Source organism: Phytobacter sp. SCO41 (assembly GCF_003073275.1).
GTDB lineage: Bacteria > Pseudomonadota > Gammaproteobacteria > Enterobacterales > Enterobacteriaceae > Phytobacter > Phytobacter diazotrophicus.
Genome location: NZ_CP027225.1, coordinates 3,903,956 through 3,926,323 on the forward strand (window position 1 = coordinate 3,903,956; position 22,368 = coordinate 3,926,323).

The 22,368-nt window shown below is 54.7% G+C and carries 23 protein-coding genes and 1 riboswitch; of the genes, 10 read left to right on the forward strand and 13 right to left on the reverse strand.

The window, feature by feature from the left end:
- Positions 1 to 3 precede the first annotated feature (3 nt).
- Positions 4 to 1,110, forward strand: coding sequence for an ABC transporter permease (locus C5523_RS19040; protein WP_108701784.1), 1,107 nt, complete (start codon positions 4 to 6; stop codon positions 1,108 to 1,110).
- Positions 1,111 to 1,128: 18 nt separating this feature from the next.
- Here the strand turns inward: C5523_RS19040 and C5523_RS19045 are convergent, their stop codons facing one another.
- Positions 1,129 to 1,527: a YbhQ family protein gene (locus C5523_RS19045; RefSeq protein ID WP_039077224.1), complete on the reverse strand. Its 399-nt coding sequence runs from the start codon at positions 1,525 to 1,527 to the stop codon at positions 1,129 to 1,131.
- Positions 1,528 to 1,659: 132 nt separating this feature from the next.
- Between C5523_RS19045 and C5523_RS19050 the strand changes: the two genes are divergently transcribed.
- The 3 genes from C5523_RS19050 to C5523_RS19060 are packed head-to-tail and all read left to right on the forward strand — an operon-like array spanning position 1,660 to position 4,627.
- Positions 1,660 to 2,421 carry an endonuclease/exonuclease/phosphatase family protein gene (locus tag C5523_RS19050; RefSeq protein WP_039077225.1) on the forward strand — a complete coding sequence of 254 codons (762 nt, stop codon included), beginning with the start codon at positions 1,660 to 1,662 and terminating at the stop codon, positions 2,419 to 2,421.
- Positions 2,418 to 3,662 carry a cardiolipin synthase ClsB gene (clsB, locus tag C5523_RS19055; RefSeq protein ID WP_071195600.1) on the forward strand — a complete coding sequence of 415 codons (1,245 nt, stop codon included), beginning with the start codon at positions 2,418 to 2,420 and terminating at the stop codon, positions 3,660 to 3,662. Before C5523_RS19050 ends, clsB begins: the two co-directional genes overlap by 4 nt.
- Entirely contained in the window at positions 3,662 to 4,627 is a 966-nt protein-coding gene (locus C5523_RS19060) for a YbhN family protein (RefSeq protein WP_079498586.1), read from the forward strand. Before clsB ends, C5523_RS19060 begins: the two co-directional genes overlap by 1 nt.
- Here C5523_RS19060 and C5523_RS19065 read toward each other — a convergent pair whose 3' ends face one another.
- From C5523_RS19065 to moaA, 7 genes are all read right to left on the reverse strand, one after another.
- Positions 4,628 to 5,329, reverse strand: coding sequence for a Bax inhibitor-1 family protein (locus C5523_RS19065; protein ID WP_108701785.1), 702 nt, complete (start codon positions 5,327 to 5,329; stop codon positions 4,628 to 4,630). It abuts the gene before it with no gap.
- 95 nt (positions 5,330 to 5,424) lie between these two features.
- Complete coding sequence (locus tag C5523_RS19070; protein ID WP_039077229.1) at positions 5,425 to 6,132, reverse strand: Bax inhibitor-1/YccA family protein; 708 nt, start codon at positions 6,130 to 6,132, stop codon at positions 5,425 to 5,427.
- 58 nt (positions 6,133 to 6,190) lie between these two features.
- Positions 6,191 to 6,643, reverse strand: a complete 453-nt coding sequence (gene moaE / locus C5523_RS19075) for a molybdopterin synthase catalytic subunit MoaE (protein ID WP_039077230.1) — start codon at positions 6,641 to 6,643, stop codon at positions 6,191 to 6,193.
- A 1-nt stretch (position 6,644) separates the two neighbouring features.
- Positions 6,645 to 6,890 carry a molybdopterin synthase sulfur carrier subunit gene (gene moaD / locus C5523_RS19080; RefSeq protein WP_108701786.1) on the reverse strand — a complete coding sequence of 82 codons (246 nt, stop codon included), beginning with the start codon at positions 6,888 to 6,890 and terminating at the stop codon, positions 6,645 to 6,647.
- Complete coding sequence (gene moaC / locus C5523_RS19085; protein WP_107222938.1) at positions 6,883 to 7,368, reverse strand: cyclic pyranopterin monophosphate synthase MoaC; 486 nt, start codon at positions 7,366 to 7,368, stop codon at positions 6,883 to 6,885. The genes moaD and moaC overlap by 8 nt, the downstream gene beginning before the upstream one ends.
- Positions 7,369 to 7,371: 3 nt before the next feature.
- Positions 7,372 to 7,884 (reverse strand): molybdenum cofactor biosynthesis protein B, encoded by a 513-nt coding sequence (moaB, locus tag C5523_RS19090; RefSeq protein WP_039077233.1) that lies wholly within the window; start codon positions 7,882 to 7,884, stop codon positions 7,372 to 7,374.
- 21 nt (positions 7,885 to 7,905) lie between these two features.
- Entirely contained in the window at positions 7,906 to 8,895 is a 990-nt protein-coding gene (gene moaA, locus C5523_RS19095; RefSeq protein ID WP_155525415.1) for a GTP 3',8-cyclase MoaA, read from the reverse strand.
- A riboswitch (molybdenum cofactor riboswitch) is annotated at positions 8,883 to 9,027 on the reverse strand. (Overlaps the previous gene by 13 nt.)
- A 226-nt stretch (positions 9,028 to 9,253) precedes the next feature.
- Here moaA and yvcK point away from each other — a divergent pair.
- From yvcK to pmrB, 4 genes are all read left to right on the forward strand, one after another.
- Positions 9,254 to 10,162 (forward strand): uridine diphosphate-N-acetylglucosamine-binding protein YvcK, encoded by a 909-nt coding sequence (gene yvcK, locus C5523_RS19100; RefSeq protein ID WP_108701787.1) that lies wholly within the window; start codon positions 9,254 to 9,256, stop codon positions 10,160 to 10,162.
- 112 nt (positions 10,163 to 10,274) lie between these two features.
- Positions 10,275 to 11,918, forward strand: a complete 1,644-nt coding sequence (gene eptA, locus C5523_RS19105) for a phosphoethanolamine transferase EptA (RefSeq protein WP_039077236.1) — start codon at positions 10,275 to 10,277, stop codon at positions 11,916 to 11,918.
- Complete coding sequence (gene pmrA / locus C5523_RS19110; RefSeq protein WP_039077237.1) at positions 11,915 to 12,586, forward strand: two-component system response regulator PmrA; 672 nt, start codon at positions 11,915 to 11,917, stop codon at positions 12,584 to 12,586. Before eptA ends, pmrA begins: the two co-directional genes overlap by 4 nt.
- Positions 12,587 to 12,588: 2 nt before the next feature.
- Complete coding sequence (pmrB, locus tag C5523_RS19115) at positions 12,589 to 13,668, forward strand: two-component system sensor histidine kinase PmrB (protein ID WP_071195590.1); 1,080 nt, start codon at positions 12,589 to 12,591, stop codon at positions 13,666 to 13,668.
- A 190-nt stretch (positions 13,669 to 13,858) separates the two neighbouring features.
- On the opposite strand, the gene uvrB is transcribed toward pmrB, so the two are convergent.
- On the reverse strand, positions 13,859 to 15,880 hold the full coding sequence (uvrB, locus tag C5523_RS19120) for an excinuclease ABC subunit UvrB (protein ID WP_071195589.1): 2,022 nt from the start codon (positions 15,878 to 15,880) through the stop codon (positions 13,859 to 13,861).
- A gap of 764 nt (positions 15,881 to 16,644) precedes the next feature.
- Between uvrB and C5523_RS19130 the strand changes: the two genes are divergently transcribed.
- Positions 16,645 to 17,367: an ABC transporter ATP-binding protein gene (locus tag C5523_RS19130; protein ID WP_039077241.1), complete on the forward strand. Its 723-nt coding sequence runs from the start codon at positions 16,645 to 16,647 to the stop codon at positions 17,365 to 17,367.
- On the opposite strand, the gene bioD is transcribed toward C5523_RS19130, so the two are convergent.
- The 4 genes from bioD to bioB are packed head-to-tail and all read right to left on the reverse strand — an operon-like array spanning position 17,309 to position 20,954.
- Entirely contained in the window at positions 17,309 to 18,031 is a 723-nt protein-coding gene (bioD, locus tag C5523_RS19135; protein WP_071195587.1) for a dethiobiotin synthase, read from the reverse strand. The two genes, C5523_RS19130 and bioD, sit on opposite strands and share 59 nt — an antisense overlap.
- Entirely contained in the window at positions 18,024 to 18,776 is a 753-nt protein-coding gene (gene bioC / locus C5523_RS19140) for a malonyl-ACP O-methyltransferase BioC (protein WP_071195586.1), read from the reverse strand. Before bioC ends, bioD begins: the two co-directional genes overlap by 8 nt.
- Complete coding sequence (gene bioF / locus C5523_RS19145; protein ID WP_071195585.1) at positions 18,763 to 19,917, reverse strand: 8-amino-7-oxononanoate synthase; 1,155 nt, start codon at positions 19,915 to 19,917, stop codon at positions 18,763 to 18,765. Before bioF ends, bioC begins: the two co-directional genes overlap by 14 nt.
- Positions 19,914 to 20,954, reverse strand: coding sequence for a biotin synthase BioB (gene bioB, locus C5523_RS19150; protein WP_039077245.1), 1,041 nt, complete (start codon positions 20,952 to 20,954; stop codon positions 19,914 to 19,916). Before bioB ends, bioF begins: the two co-directional genes overlap by 4 nt.
- Before the next feature lie 86 nt (positions 20,955 to 21,040).
- Here bioB and bioA point away from each other — a divergent pair, with 86 nt between their 5' ends.
- Positions 21,041 to 22,330 carry an adenosylmethionine--8-amino-7-oxononanoate transaminase gene (gene bioA / locus C5523_RS19155; RefSeq protein ID WP_071195584.1) on the forward strand — a complete coding sequence of 430 codons (1,290 nt, stop codon included), beginning with the start codon at positions 21,041 to 21,043 and terminating at the stop codon, positions 22,328 to 22,330.
- Positions 22,331 to 22,368: the final 38 nt, after the last annotated feature.

Sequence of the window (22,368 nt, forward strand, 5' to 3'; positions counted from 1 at the left end):
ACCATGTTTCATCGCTTATGGACACTGATTCGCAAAGAGTTGCAGTCGCTGCTGCGCGAACCGCAGACCCGCGCCATTTTGATTCTGCCGGTTGTCATCCAGGTGTTGCTGTTCCCGTTTGCCGCGACGCTGGAGGTCACTAACGCCACCATTGCCGTCTATAACGAAGATAACGGCAAACATGCGGTGGAGCTGACCCAGCGCTTTGCCAGGGCAAAAGCCTTCACCCATGTGCTGATGCTGAAAAGCCCACAGGAGATTCGCCCGACAATCGACGAGCAAAAAGCGCTGCTACTGGTGCGTTTTCCGGCTGACTTTTCCCGCAAGCTGGATACCTTCACCCAGGCACCGCTACAGCTAATTCTCGACGGACGAAACTCTAACAGCGCGCAGATTGCCGCCAATTACCTGCAAGAGATCGTTAAAGAGTATCAACAGGAACTGATAGAGGGGAAAACGAAACCGAACAACAGCGAACTGGTGATCCGCAACTGGTACAACCCAAACCTGGATTACAAATGGTTCGTGGTGCCATCGCTTATCGCCATGATCACCACCATTGGCGTGATGATCGTTACCTCACTCTCGGTTGCTCGCGAACGGGAACAGGGTACGCTGGATCAACTGCTGGTCTCACCGCTGGCGACCTGGCAAATTTTTGTCGGCAAAGCGGTACCTGCGCTGGTGGTGGCGACGTTCCAGGCTACCATCGTGCTGCTCGCCGGGATCCTTGCCTATAACATCCCCTTTGCCGGATCGCTACTGCTGTTCTATTTCACGATGCTGATTTACGGCTTGTCGCTGGTAGGGTTTGGCCTGCTGATCTCGTCCCTGTGCTCAACACAGCAGCAGGCGTTTATTGGGGTGTTTGTCTTTATGATGCCCGCTATTCTGCTTTCGGGATATGTGTCGCCGGTCGAGAATATGCCGGTCTGGCTGCAGGATCTGACATGGGTTAACCCTATCCGCCATTTTACGGACATTACCAAGCAGATCTATTTGAAGGATGCGAGCTTCGCGATTGTCTGGCAAAGCGTTTGGCCGCTACTGGTGATAACGGCCACCACGGGTTCAGCGGCCTATGCGATGTTCCGGCGTAAGGTGATGTAACCTTACGCCGCTCGCACCTTAAACTTTGAAGGATTTGGACGGGATACGCTTCTCTTTTGCCAGCAGGGAGACCACCGCTGGGCCTGCGAGGATAACCAGCCCGACCAGGGCCAGCAGCAGGTTGTTTTGCATGACGCGTGACAGCAGCCACAGCACGATCATGGCAACCCCGAAATACCAGGTGGTGGTCAACTCTTCCAGCACATCGCCAATGCCGCGCCAGCGCTCTTCGTGGTGGCGCTGCAAAAACAGCATCAACAGCACCGTTACGCTATAAAGGACGCACAGACCCAGGCCGACCCGCACCAGCGCGCCGCTCATCCAGGCTGTTACTAACACCGCCACAACCAGCATATGCAACATAATCTGCCAGCAACTCAGACCGGTTGCGACACGAACACGTTGTTGCCACTTCATGGCATCTCTCCTGACGAATTTTTCTCTTAACAAAGAGTACTGATATTTACAGAAAATTCCGTAACCCCGCATCTTTTTGTGACAGAGACTACAATTTATTTTCATCAGGATAGTGAGGCTGGCAGGAGAATTATGACCCAACAAACTCGTCAATTTTCATTGAAAGTACTCACCATAAATACCCATAAAGGCTTTACTGCCTTTAACCGGCGTTTCATTTTGCCGGAACTTCGCGACGCGGTGCGCACCGTCAGCGCCGATATTGTTTGCCTGCAAGAAGTGATGGGCGCGCATGAGGTTCATCCGCTGCATGTGGAGAACTGGCCGGATACCACCCACTACGAATTTCTTGCTGACGCTATGTGGAGCGATTACGCCTACGGGCGTAATGCTGTCTACCCTGAAGGCCACCACGGTAACGCCGTGCTTTCCCGTTTTCCTATCGAACACTATGAGAACCGCGACGTGTCCGTGGACGGCAGTGAAAAACGCGGCCTGCTCTATTGTCGTATCGTGCCGCCTGATATTGAGCGGCCGGTGCATGTGATTTGTGTGCATCTGGGCTTACGTGAAGCCCATCGCCAGGCACAGCTCACGATGCTGGCGGAATGGGTAAATTCGCTGCCGGAAAATGAACCGGTGGTGGTGGCTGGCGACTTTAACGACTGGCGGCAGCGGGCGAACCATCCGTTAAAAGTCCAGGCCGGGCTGGAAGAGATCTTTACCCGCGCCCATGGCCGCCCTGCCCGCACCTTTCCGGTCAGCCTGCCGCTGTTACGTCTGGACCGTATCTATGTCAAAAATGCTGGTGTCAGCTCGCCCACAGCACTGCCGCTGCGCAACTGGCGTCATTTATCCGACCATGCCCCTCTGAGTGCGGAGATCCACCTATGAAATGCACATGGAAAGAGGGTAATCGTATTGAGCTTCTCGAAAATGGCGAAAACTTTTACCCGGCGGTGTATTCCGCTATTGAGCAGGCACAGCAGAAAGTTATCCTCGAAACCTTTATCTGGTTTGAAGATGAAGTAGGACGTGAGTTGCATGCTGTTTTACTCAAAGCGGCCCGTCGCGGCGTGAATATCGAAGTGTTGCTCGACGGCTATGGTTCGCCGGATCTCAGCGATGAATTCGTCAATACGCTCACCTCTGCTGGCGTCGTCTTCCGCTACTACGATCCCCGTCCACGTCTGTTCGGTTTGCGGACCAATGTCTTTCGCCGCATGCACCGTAAAATCGTGGTGATCGATAACACGGTGGCATTTGTCGGCGGCATTAATTATTCCGCTGAACATGTCACCAGCTACGGCCCCGAAGCCAAGCAGGACTATGCCGTACGGGTTGAAGGCCCGGTGGTGGCTGACATTTTGCAATTTGAAGTGGAAAATCTGCCTGAAAACGCGCCGGTCAGACGCTGGTGGCAACGACGTCGCCACCAGGCGGAGGATAACCGCACGCCCGGTGAAGCTCAGGCGCTGTTTGTCTGGCGCGACAATGACGATCACCGTGATGACATTGAACGCCACTACCTGAAAATGCTCGCCAATGCGAAGCGCGAAGTGATTATCGCCAATGCCTATTTCTTTCCCGGCTACCGCCTGCTGCATGCAATGAAAAACGCGGCCCGCCGGGGTGTACGAGTGAAGCTCATCGTACAAGGCGAGCCGGATATGCCAATTGTCAAAGTTGGCGCCGAACTGCTCTATAACTATCTTTTGAAAGGGGGCGTTCAGGTCTACGAATATCGCCGTCGCCCACTGCATGGCAAGGTGGCGTTAATGGACGATCACTGGGCAACCGTCGGGTCGAGCAACCTTGACCCGTTAAGTCTGTCGCTAAATCTTGAAGCCAATCTGATCATTCACGATCGGGAATTCAACCAGACGCTGCGCGACAACCTCAACGCGATTATCGCCAAAGACTGCCTACGAGTGGACGAATCGATGGCACCTAAGCGGACCTGGTGGAATCTCGCCAAGAGCGTGGTGGTGTTCCACTTCCTGCGCCATTTTCCTGCACTCGTTGGCTGGCTGCCCGCACATACGCCAAGGCTGGCCCAGGTGAAGCCCCCCATCCAGCCGGAAATAGAGACTCAGGATCGCGTCGCTTCTGAAAATTCCGGAGGGAAATCCTGATGGCGAAATCACATCCACGCTGGCGGCTGGCAAAAAAAGTTCTCACCTGGCTCTTTTTTATCGCCGTTGCCGTCCTGTTAGTGCTGTATGCCCAGAAGGTCAACTGGGATGATGTCTGGAAGGTTATTCACGACTATAACCGCATCGTGTTATTGGGTGCCGCCGCGCTGGTCGTGGTCAGTTATTTGATTTATGGCTGCTACGACCTGCTGGGTCGCGCCTATTGCGGACATAAACTGGCTAAACGCCAGGTAATGCTGGTGTCGTTTATCTGCTATGCCTTTAACCTGACGCTCAGCACCTGGGTGGGCGGGATCGGCATGCGTTATCGTCTCTATTCCCGCCTTGGATTACCCAGCAGCACCATCACGCGGATTTTCTCGCTCAGCATCACCACCAACTGGCTGGGGTATATTTTACTCGGCGGCATCATCTTTACCTTTGGCGTGGTGGATATCCCGGCGCACTGGTACATCTCCGACACGACACTGCGCATTATTGGCGTGGTGCTGCTACTCTTTATCGCCTTCTATCTGTGGGCCTGCGGTTTTGCGAAACGTCGCCATTTCACGATTAGAGGACAGAAGTTAGTGATTCCCTCGTGGAAATTTGCCCTTGCCCAGATGGCCATTTCCAGCGCCAACTGGATAGCTATGGGGGTGATTATCTGGCTACTGATGGGGCACCAGGCCAACTTCTTCTTTGTGCTGGGCGTGTTGCTGGTCAGCAGTATCGCCGGCGTGATTGTCCATATCCCGGCGGGGATTGGCGTGCTGGAAGCCGTCTTTCTGGCACTGCTGGCCGGGGAACATATGTCACAAGGGGTTATCATCGCGGCCCTGCTGGCCTACCGCGTACTCTATTATTTTATCCCGCTACTGCTGGCGCTGATTGCCTATCTGATACTGGAAAGTCGGGCGAAGAAACTGCGCGCGAAAAATGAAAAGGCGATGGCAAAAGGTTGATTAGCGGGAGCGTATGCCATCAATCACATAGCTTGCCAGACGTAGCAGTTCAAACACGAGACTGGCAATATTCAGCCAGACCCGCAATGCGCCATGGATGGCGCAGGCCTGTACCGTGGTAAATTGTTTCATATAGAGTTCGCGGGCGGATATCTGAATCCGTGAACTGCTGCCCGCCGTCGTTAATCCAAACAGCAATACCATCACCAGGCAGCCAATCCACTCCAATGGGCCATTGTGCAACCCGATATTAACCAGCACCGTCAGGCTAAGCCCCACCAGCAACATCAACAAATAATAGCCACCGCCGCTGATATTGCTGCCCGCATAATGGGCGATAACCGCGCTGATGGCGAACATCGCGCCAGTTACGCCCAGCGCTAAGGCGATTCCCGCCCAGGAGAAGATGCAGGCAAAAAGTAGCCCGGTCAGCAGGTTCATCAAGATGAGCCAGAACAGCGCCAGCGGCGTACTAAAGCGCTCAAAGAGGCAGTAAAGGAGAAGACCGCTGATAAATAAGGCGGCAATCATCACAAGGATGGCAGGGCCGGGAATAAACCATGCCCGAATAACGGGAAGATGCAGCGCCAGCCAGGCAACACCGATACCCAGCACCATGCCCGCAGCCAGCCACAGGCAGATATTAACGATAAGTTCCGTGGGCTTAATGTGCGGCGGCGAAAGCCAACCAAAAGGTTTCATCTCTTCTCCCTGAGGTGAACAAGCCGCACCCGGACATAACCGGGTGCGGCTTATGCTTTTCACTGGCTATCTGACGTCCCCAAGCCGGGATAACATTAACGACGGTTGCCGAAGATACGCAACAGCATCAGGAACAGGTTGATAAAGTCGAGATAGAGCGTTAACGCCCCTAAAATCGAATATTTCCGCAAATGCGCTTTATCATTCACATCAAGCTGTGTGCCGATGTCTTTGAGTTTCTGGGTGTCATACGCGGTCAGCCCGACAAAAATAACCACCCCGATATAGGTCACCGCCCACATCAGCGTTTCACTTTTCAGCCAGAAGTTAACCAGGGAAGCCAGAAGGATACCGATTAGCCCCATAAACAGCATACTGCCAAGACCGCTCAGGTCGCGTTTGGTGGTATAGCCGTAGAGGCTCATCGCGCCGAACATCCCGGCGGTAACGACAAAGGTCGCCGCAATAGACTCCGCGGTGTAGGCATACAGGATGCCCGAAAGCGTCAGCCCGGTCAGGGCGGAATAGAGCATAAACAGCGTGGTCGCCATGCCCGCGCTGAGTTTGTGGATCAGGCCTGAGAGCACAAAAACCAGCGCCAGTTGCGCAATAATCAGCCCGAAGAAGACCACCCGGCTGGAGTAGATAGCCATTAATACGGCTTCATTAAATACCGTATACCAGGCGATAAAAGCCGTCAGCAGTAGCCCACAGGTCATCCAACCATAGACCTGCGCCATATAGGTTTGCAAACCGGCACGGGCGGGTGAAACGATAGAATCGGAACGCGGGAATCTGTCCATAATGACTCCTCAAAAAGTGGATACCCATCTTCAAGATTAACACAATCCCGACAAAGCGTTACCAGCGTTGCGCCGCCTGTTTATCGCTATCGCGCGCCTCTACCCAGCGCTCACCCTGCGCCGTGGCTTCGCGCTTCCAGAACGGCGCACGCGTCTTAAGGTAATCCATAATGAACTGCCCTGCCTCAAAGGCGCTGCTGCGGTGTGCGCTGGTCACGCCGACGAAGACGATGTCGTCGCCAGGCCAGAGTTCGCCCACGCGATGAATCACCGTGACGTTACCAAGTGGCCAGCGCTCACGCGCATCATCAACAATCCCGGCCAGCGTCTTTTCAGTCATCCCCGGATAGTGTTCAAGCGTCAGAGCGCTGACATTATCGCCAAGGTTATGGTTACGCACTTTGCCGGTAAAGGTCACTACCGCGCCGTCTTCATCACGCGCATTCAGCCATTGATACTCTTCGCCGACGTTAAACGGCGCGTGGCCAACCACGATACGTGTCTGCGCCATCTCAGCCTCCGGTCACCGGCGGAAAAAACGCCACTTCGTCGCCATCGGTAAGGGGAGTGTCAAAGCTCACCAGCGTCTGGTTTACCGCCGCCAGCAGTTTGCCCTCTTCCAGCGCCAGCGCCCAACGCTCGTTACGCGCGGCAAGGTGTTGGCGTAACGCTTCGACAGATGGAAACACTTCGTCCAGCGTCAACCGGTCACACCCGGTCAGTTCGCGCACCTGCGCGAAAAAAAGTACATTAATCATTTGCTTCTACCTTGAAATCACCGGACTTACCGCCGCTTTTCGCCAGCAGACGTACCGGGCCAATGACCATATCCTTCTGCACGGCTTTGCACATATCGTAAATCGTCAATGCGGCTACCGACGCCGCCGTCAGCGCTTCCATTTCCACGCCCGTTTTGCCCGTCAGACGGCACAGCGACTCAATGCGAACCCGGTTATGTTCCGGCTGTGCCTGTAATTGCACTTCCACTTTGCTAAGCAACAGCGGGTGACACAGCGGAATCAAATCCCAGGTGCGTTTTGCCGCCTGGATGCCCGCAATACGCGCCGTGGCAAAGACATCACCTTTGTGATGGCTGCCGTCAATAATCATCGCCAGCGTTTGTGGCTGCATGGTAACAAACGCTTCGGCGCGCGCTTCCCGCACGGTTTCTGCTTTGGCGGAGACATCCACCATATGCGCTTCGCCGTCGGCGTTAATATGGGTCAGTTGCGACATAAATTAAGGCTTAATGTGGGAGTGAAAATTACACGGACGCGTGCGCGCATCGAGTTGCGGCGCGATGATATTGTCCCATGCGGTGCGACAGGCTTTGGTAGAGCCCGGCATCGCGAAAATCAGCGTTTTGTTGGCGATACCCGCCAGCGCACGTGATTGCAGCGTAGAGGTGCCTATCTCTTCGAAAGAGAGCATCCGGAACAGTTCACCAAACCCTTCTACTTCACGGTCAAACAGCGGCAATAATGCCTCCGGTGCCTGGTCGCCCTCGGTAAAACCGGTGCCGCCGTTAATCAGCACCACCTGGACGTCATCGCTGGCAATCCACACTGAGACCTGCGCCCGAATGGCATAGCGATTCTCTTTGACAATGGCTTTCGCCACCACTTTATGCCCCGCCTCCAGCGCTGAGTCGCGCAGAAAATGGCCTGAGGTGTCATCCTCTTCGCCACGACGGCTGGAAACCGTAAGAATCGCGATACGGGTAGGGATAAATTCAGTACTAACCTGACTCATTGCTTTTTCTCCTTGCGGCCATTATCCGCCAATATAAGACAGATTTTGCGTAATGCCGGTGTTACCCTGATGCAGAAAATGGGTCTGTTTTTTATGCGCAAGGGACGCGGCAATGCGCGCTTCCAGCGCGGCCTGCTGATAGTCATCCTGCAGCAGATCGCGCAGGTCTACGCCCCCGTCGCCAAAAAGGCATAAATGCAGCTTGCCGACGGAAGAGACCCGCAGCCGGTTACAACTGGCGCAAAAGTCTTTTTCATAGGGCATGATGAGACCGATCTCTCCGGCATAGTCCGGGTGGCAGAAAACCTGAGCCGGGCCGTCACTGCGGCTGCGCAGCTTCTGGATCCAGCCACGTTTAAGCAGCTCGACGCGCAGCACATCGCCGGAGATATGGTGTTTTCGAAAGAGATCGCTGCCTTCGCCGGTTTCCATCAGTTCAATAAAACGCAGTTGAATGGGGCGAGGTTTGATCCAGGAAAGAAAGGTATCAAGCTGGTGGTGGTTGACGTCGCGCATCAGCACGGTATTGACTTTGACCTTCTCAAAGCCTGCCGCAAAAGCAGCATCAATGCCATCCATCACCTGCTTAAACTTATCCTGTCCGGTAATCGCGAAAAACTGGCGCGCGTCGAGACTGTCGACGCTGACGTTAATCGCCGTCAGCCCGGCATCACGCCAGTGCGCCACATCGCGTGCCAGCCGATAGCCGTTCGTGGTGACGGCAATCTGGCGGATGGCGTGGTTTTCCCGCACGGCAGCAATAATGTCGGTAAAGTCGCGACGCAGCGAAGGTTCGCCACCGGTCAGACGGACTTTCTCTGTCCCCATAGCAGAAAACGCACGCGTAACGCGACGAATCTCCTCCAGGCTGAGAAAACCTTTATTGGTGACGCCACCTGGCTTGTAGCCGTTGGGCAGGCAGTAAGTGCAACGGAAGTTGCATACATCAGTGATCGACAAACGCAAGTAAAAGAACTTACGCGCGAACGTGTCAGTCAGTTGTGTGGCCATGTACACCTTTCCAAATACGGGAGATGCAGTCATTTCTTCCTGCACCCTGGCGGCTGATACCGGTGGTATCGCCACGGCCAAAGCACCATATCGTCAGACGTAGGTACAGAGGCTAGAGTGTATGTTGTGCGTAACGAGATAAATTCGTTATGGCGATAGTAGCGCGAAGCGTTTTGTTTCGCCAACATCATTATCGCTATATAAACATGTATATAGCGACATGATCGCGCATTTTCATAACAGAGTACGTGAAAATCCCTTTTTTGCTTTGATATACGTCATTTTCCACCCTGCGCGGCATCGTCATTAGGTGGTATTTAGGTTAACGTAGCGCGGTAATCATTTATAAGGAAGGTTTATGCGTAATCGCACTCTTGCGGATCTGGATCGCGTCGTTGCGCTTGGCGGTGGGCACGGTCTGGGCCGCGTGATGTCAGCTTTATCATCGTTAGGTTCACGACTCACCGGTATTGTGACGACCACCGATAACGGCGGTTCTACCGGGCGGATTCGCCGATCTGAGGGAGGGATCGCCTGGGGCGATATGCGCAACTGTTTAAACCAGCTTATTACCGAACCCAGCGTCGCTTCGGCGATGTTTGAGTACCGTTTTAGCGGTAATGGCGAACTTTCCGGCCATAACCTCGGAAACTTGATGTTAAAGGCGTTAGATCACCTCAGCGTGCGGCCTCTGGAGGCGATCAATCTCATTCGCAACCTGCTCAAGGTCGATGCGTTTCTTATTCCGATGTCTGAACAACCCGTTGATTTAATGGCAACAGACAACGAAGGCCATATGGTCTATGGCGAAGTGAATATCGACCTGCTGGAATCCCCGGTACAGGAATTGATGCTGTTTCCCAAAGTACACGCCACGCGGGAAGCCGTTCAGGCGATTGCCGAGGCGGATCTGATTTTAATTGGTCCGGGGAGTTTTTATACCAGCCTGCTGCCTTTACTGCTGTTGGAAGACCTTTCTCAGGCGTTGCGCCGCCCCCCCGCGCCCGTGGTCTATATCGGTAATCTCGGCAGAGAATTGAGCGTGGCCGCCGCCAACCTGACGCTTAAAGATAAGCTGACGATCATGGAGCAGTATGTGGGTAAACCGATCATTGATGCCGTTATCGTTGGTCCGAAAGTGGATGTCTCTGCAGTTTCCGACCGGGTTGTTATTCAGGGGGTTCTGGAGGCCAGCGATATCCCCTATCGTCATGACAGGCATTTGTTGCGTGAAGCGCTGGAAAAAGCGGTTCAGGCGCTGGGTTAATCGCGCAGCGAGCACGATTTGTGCTCGCGCCATCACGTTTCCTTAATTTCTTAAGGTTGTCTTAAAGATCCTTGTCCAGAATAGTCATCCTGTCTTTGTCAGGATCGTTGTCATGCCTACTTTTCGTCTTCGCCGGCCTAGCTTAAGCCGCCTGAGCTTTCTGATTTTGTTCGCGCTTTATATCGCACTGATTTTAAACATCGCGTTTTATCGCCAGGCATTTAGATTATTGCCGGTAGACTCATTGCATAACGCGCTGGTATTTGCCTCCATGCCCGTCGTGGCCTTTAGCGTCATCAATATTGCGCTCACTCTGACTTCATTTTTACGCCTGGACCGTCTGACGATCAGCCTCTTTATCCTGGTCAGCGCGGCGGCGCAATATTTCATCATGAGCTTTGGCATTATTATCGACCGCTCAATGGTGACCAATATTCTCGATACCACCCCGGCAGAGAGTTTCGCCCTGCTATCGCCACGAATGGTTGTGGTGCTGCTGCTCTCAGGCGCGTTAATGGTGCTTATCGCCTGGTGGATTAAAATCAAAGCGCCGGTCTCAGCCTGGCGTAGTATTATCAGCCGCCTCGTGAGCATTGCGGTTTCCGCATTACTGATCGTTTTCGTCGCGCTGCTGTTCTATAAAGATTACGCCTCACTGTTTCGCAATAATAAAGAACTGGTTAAATCCCTCAGCCCGTCAAACAGCATCACCGCCGGTTTATCCTGGTATAGCCATCATCGCATGGATAATTTACCGCTGGTGCGTATCGGTGAAGATGCACAACAACGTGCGCAGATGCAAAACGGCCCGCGTAAGAATCTGACCATCTTGATCGTGGGTGAAACCTCGCGTGCCGCCAACTTTTCTCTGGGTGGATATGCTCATGATACCAACCCGCGTTTAAAACAGGATAATGTGGTCTATTTCCCGAACACCACCTCCTGCGGGACGGCAACGGCCATTTCCGTGCCCTGCATGTTCTCTAATATGCCGCGCCAGAATTACGACGAAGAACTGGCCCATCATCAGGAAGGGTTGCTGGATATTATTCAGCGCGCGGGTATTCAGGTATTGTGGAATGAAAACGACGGCGGTTGCAAAGGCGCCTGCGATCGCGTTCCTCATCAGGATGTGACTGCGCTGAATCTGCCGGGGTTATGTATTGACGGTGAATGTCAGGATGAAGCGTTATTTCATCAGCTCGAAGACTATATCAATAATCTGCAACATGACGGCGTCATTGTATTGCACACCATTGGTAGCCACGGGCCAACCTACTATAACCGCTACCCGGCGGCATTTCGTAAATTTACCCCGACCTGCGATACCAGCCAGATTCAGACCTGCACGCAGGAACAACTGGTGAACACTTACGATAACACCATTTTGTACATTGATTATATTGTCGACAAAGCCATTAAATTACTGCAATCGAAACAGGATAAATTCACCACCAGCCTGGTTTACCTTTCCGACCATGGTGAATCGCTGGGTGAAGACGGTGTCTATTTACACGGTTTGCCTTATTCCATCGCCCCGGAAACGCAAAAACATATTCCGATGCTTATTTGGCTGTCTGAGGATTATCAAAAGCGTTACGGCGTAGATAATCAGTGCCTGCAAAAAGAGGCACAGCAAAAGAACTTTTCGCAGGATAATCTCTTCTCGACCATGTTGGGTATGACAGGGGTCAGTACGAAGGAATACCGTGCGCAAGATGATATTTTGACTGCCTGTCGTGGAGAGCCGAAATGAAAATTCTGGTCGTCGAAGATGATGCACTGTTATTACAGGGATTGATTCTGGCCATGCAAAGTGAAGGATACGCCTGCGATGGCGTATCCACCGCGCATGAAGCGGGCCTGAGTCTGGCAACCGGACACTACAGTCTGATGGTGCTTGACCTTGGCCTTCCGGACGAAGATGGCCTCCATTTCCTGGAGCGTGTTCGCCGCGAGAAATTCACGCTGCCGGTACTAATTTTGACCGCCAGGGACACACTCTCCGATCGTATTTCCGGGCTGGACACCGGTGCGGATGATTATCTGGTTAAGCCTTTCGCACTTGAAGAGCTTAACGCGCGTATTCGTGCCCTGCTGCGCCGTCACAATAATCAGGCAGACAGCGAATTAACAAACGGTAATTTGCGGCTGAATTTGACCCGCCGTCAGGTATGGCTCAGCGAAGAGTTACTGGAGCTTACGCCAAAAGAGTACGCGTTGCTGTCACGCCTGCTGATGAAAGTGGGTACGCCGGTACACCGTGAAATTCTTTATAACGACATTTACAACTGGGACAACGAACCGGCGACAAATACGCTGGAAGTGCATATCCATAACCTGCGTGACAAAATCGGCAAATCGCGTATCCGTACCGTGCGCGGCTATGGGTATATGTTGATCCACGCCGATAAACAGGAATAAGCATGGCGATCTTTCAGTTCAGGAATTGGTCAATGCGAAGCCGCTTGCTGCTCACCGTCGGGGCCATTCTGGTGGTGTGTCAACTGGTCAGCGTGTTCTGGCTATGGCATGAGAGCAAAGAGCAAGTCCAGCTATTAGTGGAAAGCGCGATTCACAGCCATAACAACCACAAACAGGTGGAGCATGAAGTGCACGAGGCGGTCGCCAGTCTGCTGGTGCCAAGCCTGCTGATCATTGGTCTCGCCCTGCTGCTCTGTTTTAAGGCCTTGAAAACCATAACCCGCCCTCTTTCAGCATTACAGCGCGAGCTGGATGCGCGTGCGCCGGGCAACCTTGAACCCATCGTTCTGGAAAACCCGGTCCGTGAGGTCGAAGCCGTTGCCTCTGCCATCAATCAACTGGTTTCACGCCTTACCGTCACACTGGATCGCGAACGTCTGTTTACCGCCGACGTAGCCCATGAGTTGCGTACGCCGCTGGCAGGTCTGCGTCTGCACCTGGAGTTGATGGCCAAAAGCCATGCTCTGGATGTCGCCCCCCTGCTTCAGCGTCTGGACCAGATGACCGAAAATATTGCCCAGTTGCTACAACTCGCCCGCGTCGGGCAATCTTTTTCCGCTGGCAGCTATCAGCAGGTGATGTTGATGGAAGATGTGGTCATGCCTGTCCACAGTGAGCTGGAGAGAATGCTGCACACCCGTCAGCAGCACTTACAGTTGCCGGAAATGACAGAAGATATCGCCGTGGCAGGCGATGCCACACTCCTGCAAGTACTGCTGCGAAATCTGGTGGAAAACGCCCACCGGTACAGCCCGCCCGGCACCACCATTATCGTGAGCCTTATCGCTGGCCCGACGCCGGTGCTGTCGGTGGAAGATGAGGGTTCAGGCGTGGATGAATCCCGCAGCGGAGAGTTAAGCAAAGCTTTTGTGCGAATGGATAGTCGCTACGGTGGTTCAGGGCTTGGATTGAGTATCGTTTCACGCATCGCGCAGCTTCATGACGCGCAATTCTTCTTGCACAACCGTCAGCCTGGCCCCGGTGTTCGCGCATGGGTGAAACTCAACCCCATTGCACGTTAAGGGGAACTCAGTAAGACAGCACCCAGAGATGGGTAAAACCGATGATAATGGCGAGGGACAGGGCAATGGCCAGATACTGAGCCAGATTTTCTTTGTGCATAGATACTCTCCTGATTTTTCACAGGAGAGTAATCGGCTTTCATTAAGCAAACATTAAGATACACAGGTCAATTTCGTGAGCGGCATCGTGTTACGAGGCGGCAATAAACAATTCCCGCAGTTGATGCAGTTGATCGCGGCATTTCGCCGCCTCTTCGAATTCGAGATTCTGCGCATGTTGCATCATCTGCCCTTCCAGCTCGTGAATTTTCTGCTGCAGCGCTTTCGGGGTTAATGCCAGTTCGGCAGCTTCCACCTGAGCCGGTGTGCGCGATTTACCGCGACCTTTGCCTTTGGTCTTCGCCAGGCTTTCGCCGAGGCTCAGAATATCCACCACTTTTTTGTTCAACCCCTGCGGGGTGATGCCGTGTTCTTCGTTGTACTGCTGCTGTTTCTCGCGACGACGCTCGGTTTCCCCCATCGCCTTCGCCATGGATGGGGTAATTTTATCGCCGTAGAGAATGGCCTTCCCGTTGACGTTACGCGCCGCACGACCAATGGTCTGAATCAGCGAACGCTCAGAACGCAGGAACCCTTCTTTATCCGCATCCAGAATTGCCACCAGCGACACTTCCGGCATATCCAGCCCCTCACGTAACAAGTTGATGCCCACCAGCACATCGAACTCGCCAAGGCGTAAATCGCGGATAATCTCCATACGTTCGACCGTATCAATGTCGGAGTGCAGGTAACGCACCCGCTCACCGTGTTCTTCCAGATATTCGGTCAGATCTTCCGCCATGCGTTTGGTCAGTGTCGTGACCAGCACGCGCTCGTTAATGGCAGCGCGTATGCGGATCTCGGAGAGCAGATCGTCCACCTGGGTTGCCACCGGTCGCACTTCGATAATCGGATCGAGCAAGCCGGTCGGGCGCACAACCTGGTCAATCACATCGCCACCGGATTTTTCCAGCTCATAGTTGCCCGGCGTCGCCGATACATAAATGGTTTGCGGTGCCAGCGCTTCGAACTCTTCGAATTTCAGTGGGCGGTTATCCAGCGCTGACGGCAGACGGAAACCGTACTCCACCAGCGTCTCTTTACGCGCGCGGTCGCCGCGGAACATACCGCCAATTTGCGGAATGGTGACGTGGGATTCATCAATCACCAGCAGGCCATCCGCCGGAAGGTAATCAAACAGCGTCGGCGGCGGCTCGCCCGGCCCGCGCCCGGAAAGGTAGCGCGAATAGTTTTCGATGCCGGAGCAATAGCCCAACTCATTCATCATTTCCAGATCAAACTGGGTGCGCTGGGTCAGCCGCTGTTCTTCCAGCAGCTTATTATTCTCCAGCAGCACTTTGCGCCGCTCGGCCAGCTCGACCTTGATCTCTTCCATCGCCTGAACGATGCGCTCACGCGGCGTGACGTAGTGAGTTTTGGGATAGACCGTAAAACGCTGGATGGTCGACTCAACGTGCCCGGTCAGCGGATCAAACAGCGACAGACGCTCAACTTCTTCATCAAACAGCTCAACGCGCAGGGCAATATCGTCCGATTCTGCCGGGAAGATATCGATCACTTCGCCGCGCACGCGAAAGGTGCCGCGCTGAAACGCCTGATCATTGCGGGTATACTGCAGCTCCGCCAGCCGACGCAGTATGGAGCGTTGATCGATGATCATCCCTTTTGTCAGGTGCAGCATCATCTTCAGGTACAGGTCCGGATCGCCCAGACCGTAAATCGCAGAGACCGATGCCACCACAATGACATCCCGACGTTCAAGCAGCGCTTTAGTGGCCGACAGTCGCATCTGCTCAATGTGTTCGTTCACCGAGGCATCTTTTTCAATAAACGTGTCCGAACTCGGCACATAGGCTTCCGGCTGATAGTAGTCGTAGTAAGAGACGAAATATTCCACCGCGTTATCCGGGAAGAACTCTTTCATTTCGCCATACAACTGTGCCGCAAGGGTCTTGTTCGGCGCCAGCACCATCGTCGGGCGCTGTAAATCGGCAATCACATTCGCCACGGTGAACGTTTTCCCTGAACCGGTCACGCCCAGCAAAGTCTGATGAGCCAGACCATCTTCGAGACCTTCTTCCAGGCGACGAATAGCTTCTGGCTGATCGCCGGAGGGACGAAAAGCGGAATTCAGTTTGAATGGTTTACTCATGGACGGCTACCTGATGAAGGAATGAGCGGGCAGGAAAGTAATTTTACTCACCACAGCGAGATTTGCCAATAAAAAATACTGGATGTAAAAACAGTGGCATAATCAGGAATCTCTTCTACTCACTGGCCCGGCACGATGAGCACACCTCGAAAATCATCTGGGACGGTACAAAACACCAGCAAAAGCGGGTTATCCCCAGAACATTTCCTTTTTTAACACTTGTCAAGACAGGTAATGAAAGTTTTGTGGCAGTGGGTGACAGATTTCTTACAAGGATTGCTTTTATTTAACTAATTAAAAAATAAAGGAATATCTCAAAAGACGCCTTTCGCAGCAATTCAGGCGCAAGCCGCGTATTTACTCGCTTCTCGCACTTTTTCTAACTCTAATGCACAAGGTTATCCACAGGAATAGTGGATAACTGCTTCCAGCCCATATGCCTCGCCTGTCGCGAAAAACCACCTGGCAGCCTCTTTGAGGTCAATAAAAAAATTTTCTCGCTTATTTTCGCAGAATATCTGCTAACGAATCGGTGAATTATCATGCGATCCTGCTCACATTTCACCAATTGACTGCACCATTTCCCACCATCCCTGGCACTGTCAAAGAGCATATATTTTCGCCTGCCAGCCGCAAAAAGCACTTTTACTCTCTTATTCATCAGCGGGTTCCGAAAAAAATCTCGCTTTTAGGTTCTGGCAAGGCTTTTGCACAGACTTTTACAACATCTTCTCTGTCACCCGATCAGAGATAAGGAGCGAACCGTGTTGAGTTTACGTGCAGTCAATCAGTATTACGGCAATCAACATACGCTGTGGAATGTCGACCTCGACCTCTCCCCCGGTGTATGCACCTCTGTTATTGGCCTCCCAGGGATGGGCAAGACGACGCTTATCAATTGCATTACCGGTTATCTGCCCGTGGAGAGCGGTAGCATGGTCTGGCAAGAAGCGGGGGCGCCGCCCAGGGATTTACTCAACCTGCAGGCGGAGCATCGCAGCGCAATGGGCATAGGCTATGTTCCCCAGGACAGGCGGATATTTTCACAAATGACCGTTGAGGAGAATTTGCATATCGCCATGCTGGCCTCTGGTGAACCGCGCAGTACCGTCAATCGTGAGATCTATGACCTGTTTCCCGAACTCTACGGGCTACGTCAGGTGAAAGGCGCTGGGCTGTCTGAGGATAATCAGCACCAACTGGCGATGGCGCGCGCGCTCGTCAATCGCCCGCGGCTGTTGATTCTGGACGAACCCACACGCGGGCTTGGACAGGCGTTTATCCATAAACTCGGCAATTTACTTGTCCGGCTCAACCAGGATTTCGGTATGACTATCCTGCTGGCCGAACAACATCTGTCGTTTATACGCCGGGTTGCTGACCGTTTCTGTCTGTTACATCGTGGTCGCAATGTCGCCGAAGGGGATGTCAGACAGCTTGACGATCAGCTTCTGTCGCACTGGATGTCGCCTGATTCAGCACGTTGAGATCGAGATAATGACCGTTTTGTGTAGCGAACGGCGCGTGGGCAAGCCAGGGAATTTCTCCCATAAAAGGTGCCTTTAACACGCGCCGTAGCGTCGCAAGATACTCGGTATGCCGTTTACCTGGCGGCTGAACATCATTGGCAATCCAGCCTGCAAAACGCAACCCCGCCTGCTCTATCGCCTGTGCGGTCAACATTGCATGATTAATACACCCAAGCTTAACGCCCACCACCAGAATCACCGGCAATCGCTCGGCCACCACCCAATCGGCAAAAGTGAATGTCTCTGAAAGCGGCGTAAACCACCCACCAGCCCCTTCTGTCAATATCCAGTCGGCCTCCGCTTCCAGCGCCCGCAGCCCGGCAGACATCCCCTCAAGCGTAATGGGCATATCGGACTCTGCGCTGACAATGTGCGGCGATGTCGGCTCAGCAAAAGTCCAGGGGTTTACCTGGTCGTAATCGAGCATCACGCTGCTGTTGTGCTGCAAAGCCAGCGCGTCACTGTTGCGCAGCCCCTGTGCGGTCATGTCGCTGCCCGAGGCCACCGGTTTGTAACCTGCACTTCGCAGCCCCCGAAGATTTGCCGCTTGCAAAAGCGCGCAGCTCGCCACCGTTTTTCCGACCTCGGTGTCCGTGCCGGTGACAAAATAGCGTTCAGTCACGCGTGATAACTCCCCAGAAAAGTTGATAGGTCAGCGGGAATGCTCCCTGCTGTTGCGGCCAGGCCAGTTGCAAGCGTTGCAGCCCCCCTCGCGTAAGCCCTTGCCTGCGTCCGGCATGCAGATGGGTCGCCCCCACCCCTTTAAGCGATCGCATGGCCTCCAGTGCCCCCGCAAAATGGAGCGTGATGGGCTCAATACCCGCCTGATAGCGCCAGCCGGATAGCGCATCGTGGAGTTGCGTAGCGGCCAGAAAGTGATTGGCATGACGCTGGTCATCAATCGCGCGCCATGCCTCATTCAATTCAGGTAACGAGCCGCTCACCAGGGTGGTAAACGCAATATGTCCACCGGGGCGCACCACGCGGTATAACTCCGCCAGCGCCTGACGCACATCATCACACCACTGCACCGCCAGGTTACTCCAGGCAAGACAAAATTCAGCGCGGGCAAAAGGCATGGCTTCGATATCCGCCAGCACATAGCGTTCTGCCGCCTGCCTGCGCCGGGCCTCCTCCAGCATGGGCGCAGAGATATCCAGCGCCGTCACCCGAGCCCCCTGCTCTCGCCAGTAGCGACTCAGCAACCCCGGCCCGCAGCCAGCGTCAAGCACCTGTTCAACAGGGGCAGAAGGGAGACGGGAAAGCAGTAATTCTGCGCTTTGTTGCTGCAATCCGTTGTGTTGGTCGTAGCGGTGGGCGGCGCGACCGAAGGTATCGGCAATGGCTTGTTTATCAACGCGCGTCATGCAATATCTCCAGCAACTGCGTAATGTCTTCCGGCTCATGGGCGGCAGTGAGCGTTAAGCGCAACCTGGCGGTACCTGGCGGGACGGTTGGCGGGCGAATCGCGGTTACCCAAAAACCGTTCCCCCGTAACTGCGCGGCCAGGTGCAGCGCACGGCTGTTTTCGCCCACAATCAGCGGCTGAATGGCACTGTCAGATGCTGTTACCTGGAGTTTCTGCGCCTGTGCGCCCGCACGGAATTGCGCAATCAGCGCATTCAGTTTATGGCGGCGTTGTGCGCCTTCTTCGGATCGAATAACAGCAAGTGAGGCGCTGATTGCCGCGGCCTGGGCGGGCGGCATACTGGTGCTGTAAATCAGATGGCGGGCGAACTGTGTCAGATAATCGGCCAGCGATTCGCTGCACAGCACCGCCGCACCGCTCACGCCAACCCCTTTGCCGAACGTGACAATCAGGATATCCGGCGTGACCTGGCGGGCGTGGCAGCTACCGCGCCCCTCGTCGCCGCATACGCCAATACCGTGCGCATCGTCGACCATCAGCCAGCCATTTGCCTGTCGGGTCACCCGGGCGATGTCAGCCAGCGGCGCGCTGTCGCCGTCCATACTGAACACCCCTTCGGTAACAACCAGTTGTTCGCCACCGATCGGTTTTGCCAGCAGAGCCGCAAGATGCGTGGCGTCGTTATGGGCAAAGCGGCGTAGTTCTGCCGGGCTGAGGCTGGCCGCTTCCAGCAACGAGGCGTGGCTTAGCCTGTCGGCAACAATACGGTCTTCTTTCTTACCCAGCGCGGCAATCACCGCCTGATTAGCAGCGAATCCTGAGATAAACAGTAGCGCGCGCGGATACCCCAGCCAGTCGGCAAGCCCGACCTCAAGCTGTTGATGTGCCAGGGTGTAGCCGCTCACGTGACCAGAACCGCCGCTGCCAACCCCGTATTTATCTGCCCCCTGCTGCCAGGCGCGAACAACCGCCGGATGCTGGCTTAAGCCCAGATAATCGTTACTGGAGAAGTTGCGATAGCGCTGCCCGTCGCGAACCAGCCAGCGCCCGGCCCCCTGCGCCACGCACTGGCGCATTCGCAAGGTATCGGCCTGCCGACGGTCCGCTAACGCCTCATCGATGCGCTGTTGCCAGCTCATAGCGCAGCCGCGTTGTAATACTGATCGGTATCCGCATGCACGAGCTGCTGTTCCAGTTGTTCCTGCTGCGCTCTGTCGCCGTTGAGCACCCCGGTCTGCTGCGGATTCAGCCCCAGCTTACGGAACAGTTGCAGGTCTTTGTCCTCTTCCGGGTTGGGGGTGGTCAGCAACTTACAGCCGTAGAAAATGGAGTTTGCCCCGGCCATAAAGCACATAGCCTGAGTCTGTTCGTTCATCTGCTCGCGCCCTGCGGACAGACGCACATACGAGGTGGGCATCATGATACGGGCAACGGCGATGGTACGGATAAAATCAAAAGCGTCGACATCCTCATTTTCCGCCAGCGGCGTGCCTTTCACTTTCACCAGCATGTTGATGGGTACGCTTTCCGGCGGTGTGGGCAAGTTTGCCAGTTGCAACAGTAACCCGGCGCGATCGGTGACCGTTTCGCCCAGCCCCACAATGCCGCCAGAGCAGACTTTGATTCCCGCATCACGCACTTTATCAAGCGTATCCAGGCGCTCCTGATAGGTTCGGGTGGTGATGATGTTGCCGTAGAATTCCGGTGAGGTGTCCAGGTTGTGGTTGTAGTAATCCAGCCCGGCATGCGCCAGACGCTGCGCCTGACTGTCAGTGAGCGTACCGAGCGTCATGCAGGCTTCCAGGCCCATTGCCTTAACCCCTTCAACCATCTGTTCCAGATACGGCATATCGCGATCGTTCGGGTTCTTCCAGGCCGCGCCCATACAAAAGCGCGTTGAACCGGCGTTTTTCGCCTTACGGGCCGAGTCTAGTACCTGCTCCACCTCCATCAACCTTTCAGCATCCAGCCCGGTTTTATAACGGGCGCTTTGCGGACAGTATTTACAGTCTTCCGGGCAGGCCCCGGTCTTGATCGAAAGTAGCGTGCTGACCTGCACCTGGCGGGGATCAAAATGCTGGCGGTGAACCTGTTGCGCTTCAAACAGCAGTTCCAGCAGCGGTTTTTCAAACAGGGAGGTGACTTGCGACAGTGTCCAGCGTGTCTGGTGAGCCATTGGGCTTCTCCAAAGGGTGTTGTTAAATCTCGATTCGGGTTATACTTGTAAACCTAAATGTTTTTAATTTGGTTTACAAGTCGATTATGACAACGGACGATCTTGCCTTTGACCAGCGCCATATCTGGCACCCGTACACTTCCATGACCTCTCCGCTGCCTGTTTATCCGGTGCAATCCGCACAAGGATGCGAACTGACGCTGGCCAGCGGCGAGCGGCTGGTAGACGGGATGTCTTCCTGGTGGGCCGCCATTCACGGCTACAATCACCCGGTACTGAACGCGGCGATGAAAGCGCAAATTGATGCCATGTCGCACGTGATGTTTGGCGGCATCACCCACCAACCCGCCATCGCCCTGTGCCGTAAGCTGGTGGCGATGACCCCGGACAACCTGGAGTGCGTTTTCCTCGCTGATTCTGGCTCGGTGGCCGTGGAAGTGGCGATGAAAATGGCCCTGCAATACTGGCAGGCGAAAGGCGAGCCCCGGCAGCGGTTTCTCACCTTCCGTAACGGCTACCACGGCGACACCTTTGGCGCGATGTCGGTGTGCGACCCGGACAACTCCATGCACAGCCTGTGGCAGGGCTACCTGCCGGAAAACCTCTTCGCCCCCGCGCCGCAAAGCCGTTTCGACGGTGAATGGGACGAGCGCGATATGGTGGGTTTTGCCCGCCTGATGGCGGCGCATCGCCATGAAATTGCCGCGGTGATCCTTGAGCCCATCGTGCAAGGCGCCGGCGGGATGCGCATGTACCACCCTGAGTGGCTTAAGCGGATCCGTAAAATGTGCGACCGGGAAGGGATATTGCTGATTGCCGATGAGATTGCCACCGGCTTTGGTCGCACCGGCAAGCTGTTTGCCTGCGAACACGCCGGGGTTGCTCCGGATATTCTCTGTCTTGGCAAGGCCTTAACCGGCGGCACAATGACGCTTTCCGCCACGCTTACGACGCGCCATGTGGCCGAGACTATTAGCAACGGCGAAGCGGGCTGCTTTATGCACGGCCCGACGTTTATGGGCAATCCGCTGGCCTGTGCGGCGGCAACGGCCAGTCTCGGCCTGCTGGAAAGCGGTGAATGGCAATCCCAGGTGGCCGCGATTGAACGCCAGTTACGCGACGAGCTCGCAGCGGCGAGCGATAGCGCCAACGTGGAGGACGTTCGCATACTGGGGGCAATCGGTGTAGTGGAGACCAGGCGACTTGTAAACATGGCGGCGCTGCAACGTTTCTTTGTTGGGCAAGGCGTGTGGATCCGCCCGTTTGGCCGCCTCATTTACCTGATGCCGCCTTATGCGATAAGCCGCGAACAGTTGACGCGCTTAACCCAGGCCGTGAATGCCGCCGTCGCCATGGACGAGATGTTCATTGTCTGATTTAACGCCCGCCTGATTCCGGGATGCTACACTCTGGA

Coding starts and splice junctions, on each gene's coding strand:
- C5523_RS19060 (WP_079498586.1), top strand. CDS start 3,662: ATGGCGAAATCACATCCACGCTGGCGGCTGGCAAAAAAAGTTCTCACC.
- bioF (WP_071195585.1), bottom strand. CDS start 19,917: ATGAGCTGGCAACAGCGCATCGATGAGGCGTTAGCGGACCGTCGGCAG.
- eptA (WP_039077236.1), top strand. CDS start 10,275: ATGCCTACTTTTCGTCTTCGCCGGCCTAGCTTAAGCCGCCTGAGCTTT.
- C5523_RS19040 (WP_108701784.1), top strand. CDS start 4: ATGTTTCATCGCTTATGGACACTGATTCGCAAAGAGTTGCAGTCGCTG.
- yvcK (WP_108701787.1), top strand. CDS start 9,254: ATGCGTAATCGCACTCTTGCGGATCTGGATCGCGTCGTTGCGCTTGGC.
- clsB (WP_071195600.1), top strand. CDS start 2,418: ATGAAATGCACATGGAAAGAGGGTAATCGTATTGAGCTTCTCGAAAAT.
- pmrB (WP_071195590.1), top strand. CDS start 12,589: ATGGCGATCTTTCAGTTCAGGAATTGGTCAATGCGAAGCCGCTTGCTG.
- bioC (WP_071195586.1), bottom strand. CDS start 18,776: ATGACGCGCGTTGATAAACAAGCCATTGCCGATACCTTCGGTCGCGCC.
- C5523_RS19050 (WP_039077225.1), top strand. CDS start 1,660: ATGACCCAACAAACTCGTCAATTTTCATTGAAAGTACTCACCATAAAT.
- moaD (WP_108701786.1), bottom strand. CDS start 6,890: ATGATTAATGTACTTTTTTTCGCGCAGGTGCGCGAACTGACCGGGTGT.
- C5523_RS19070 (WP_039077229.1), bottom strand. CDS start 6,132: ATGGACAGATTCCCGCGTTCCGATTCTATCGTTTCACCCGCCCGTGCC.
- bioB (WP_039077245.1), bottom strand. CDS start 20,954: ATGGCTCACCAGACACGCTGGACACTGTCGCAAGTCACCTCCCTGTTT.
- pmrA (WP_039077237.1), top strand. CDS start 11,915: ATGAAAATTCTGGTCGTCGAAGATGATGCACTGTTATTACAGGGATTG.
- uvrB (WP_071195589.1), bottom strand. CDS start 15,880: ATGAGTAAACCATTCAAACTGAATTCCGCTTTTCGTCCCTCCGGCGAT.
- C5523_RS19045 (WP_039077224.1), bottom strand. CDS start 1,527: ATGAAGTGGCAACAACGTGTTCGTGTCGCAACCGGTCTGAGTTGCTGG.
- moaE (WP_039077230.1), bottom strand. CDS start 6,643: ATGGCGCAGACACGTATCGTGGTTGGCCACGCGCCGTTTAACGTCGGC.
- bioA (WP_071195584.1), top strand. CDS start 21,041: ATGACAACGGACGATCTTGCCTTTGACCAGCGCCATATCTGGCACCCG.
- C5523_RS19065 (WP_108701785.1), bottom strand. CDS start 5,329: ATGAAACCTTTTGGTTGGCTTTCGCCGCCGCACATTAAGCCCACGGAA.
- moaB (WP_039077233.1), bottom strand. CDS start 7,884: ATGAGTCAGGTTAGTACTGAATTTATCCCTACCCGTATCGCGATTCTT.
- moaC (WP_107222938.1), bottom strand. CDS start 7,368: ATGTCGCAACTGACCCATATTAACGCCGACGGCGAAGCGCATATGGTG.
- moaA (WP_155525415.1), bottom strand. CDS start 8,895: ATGGCCACACAACTGACTGACACGTTCGCGCGTAAGTTCTTTTACTTG.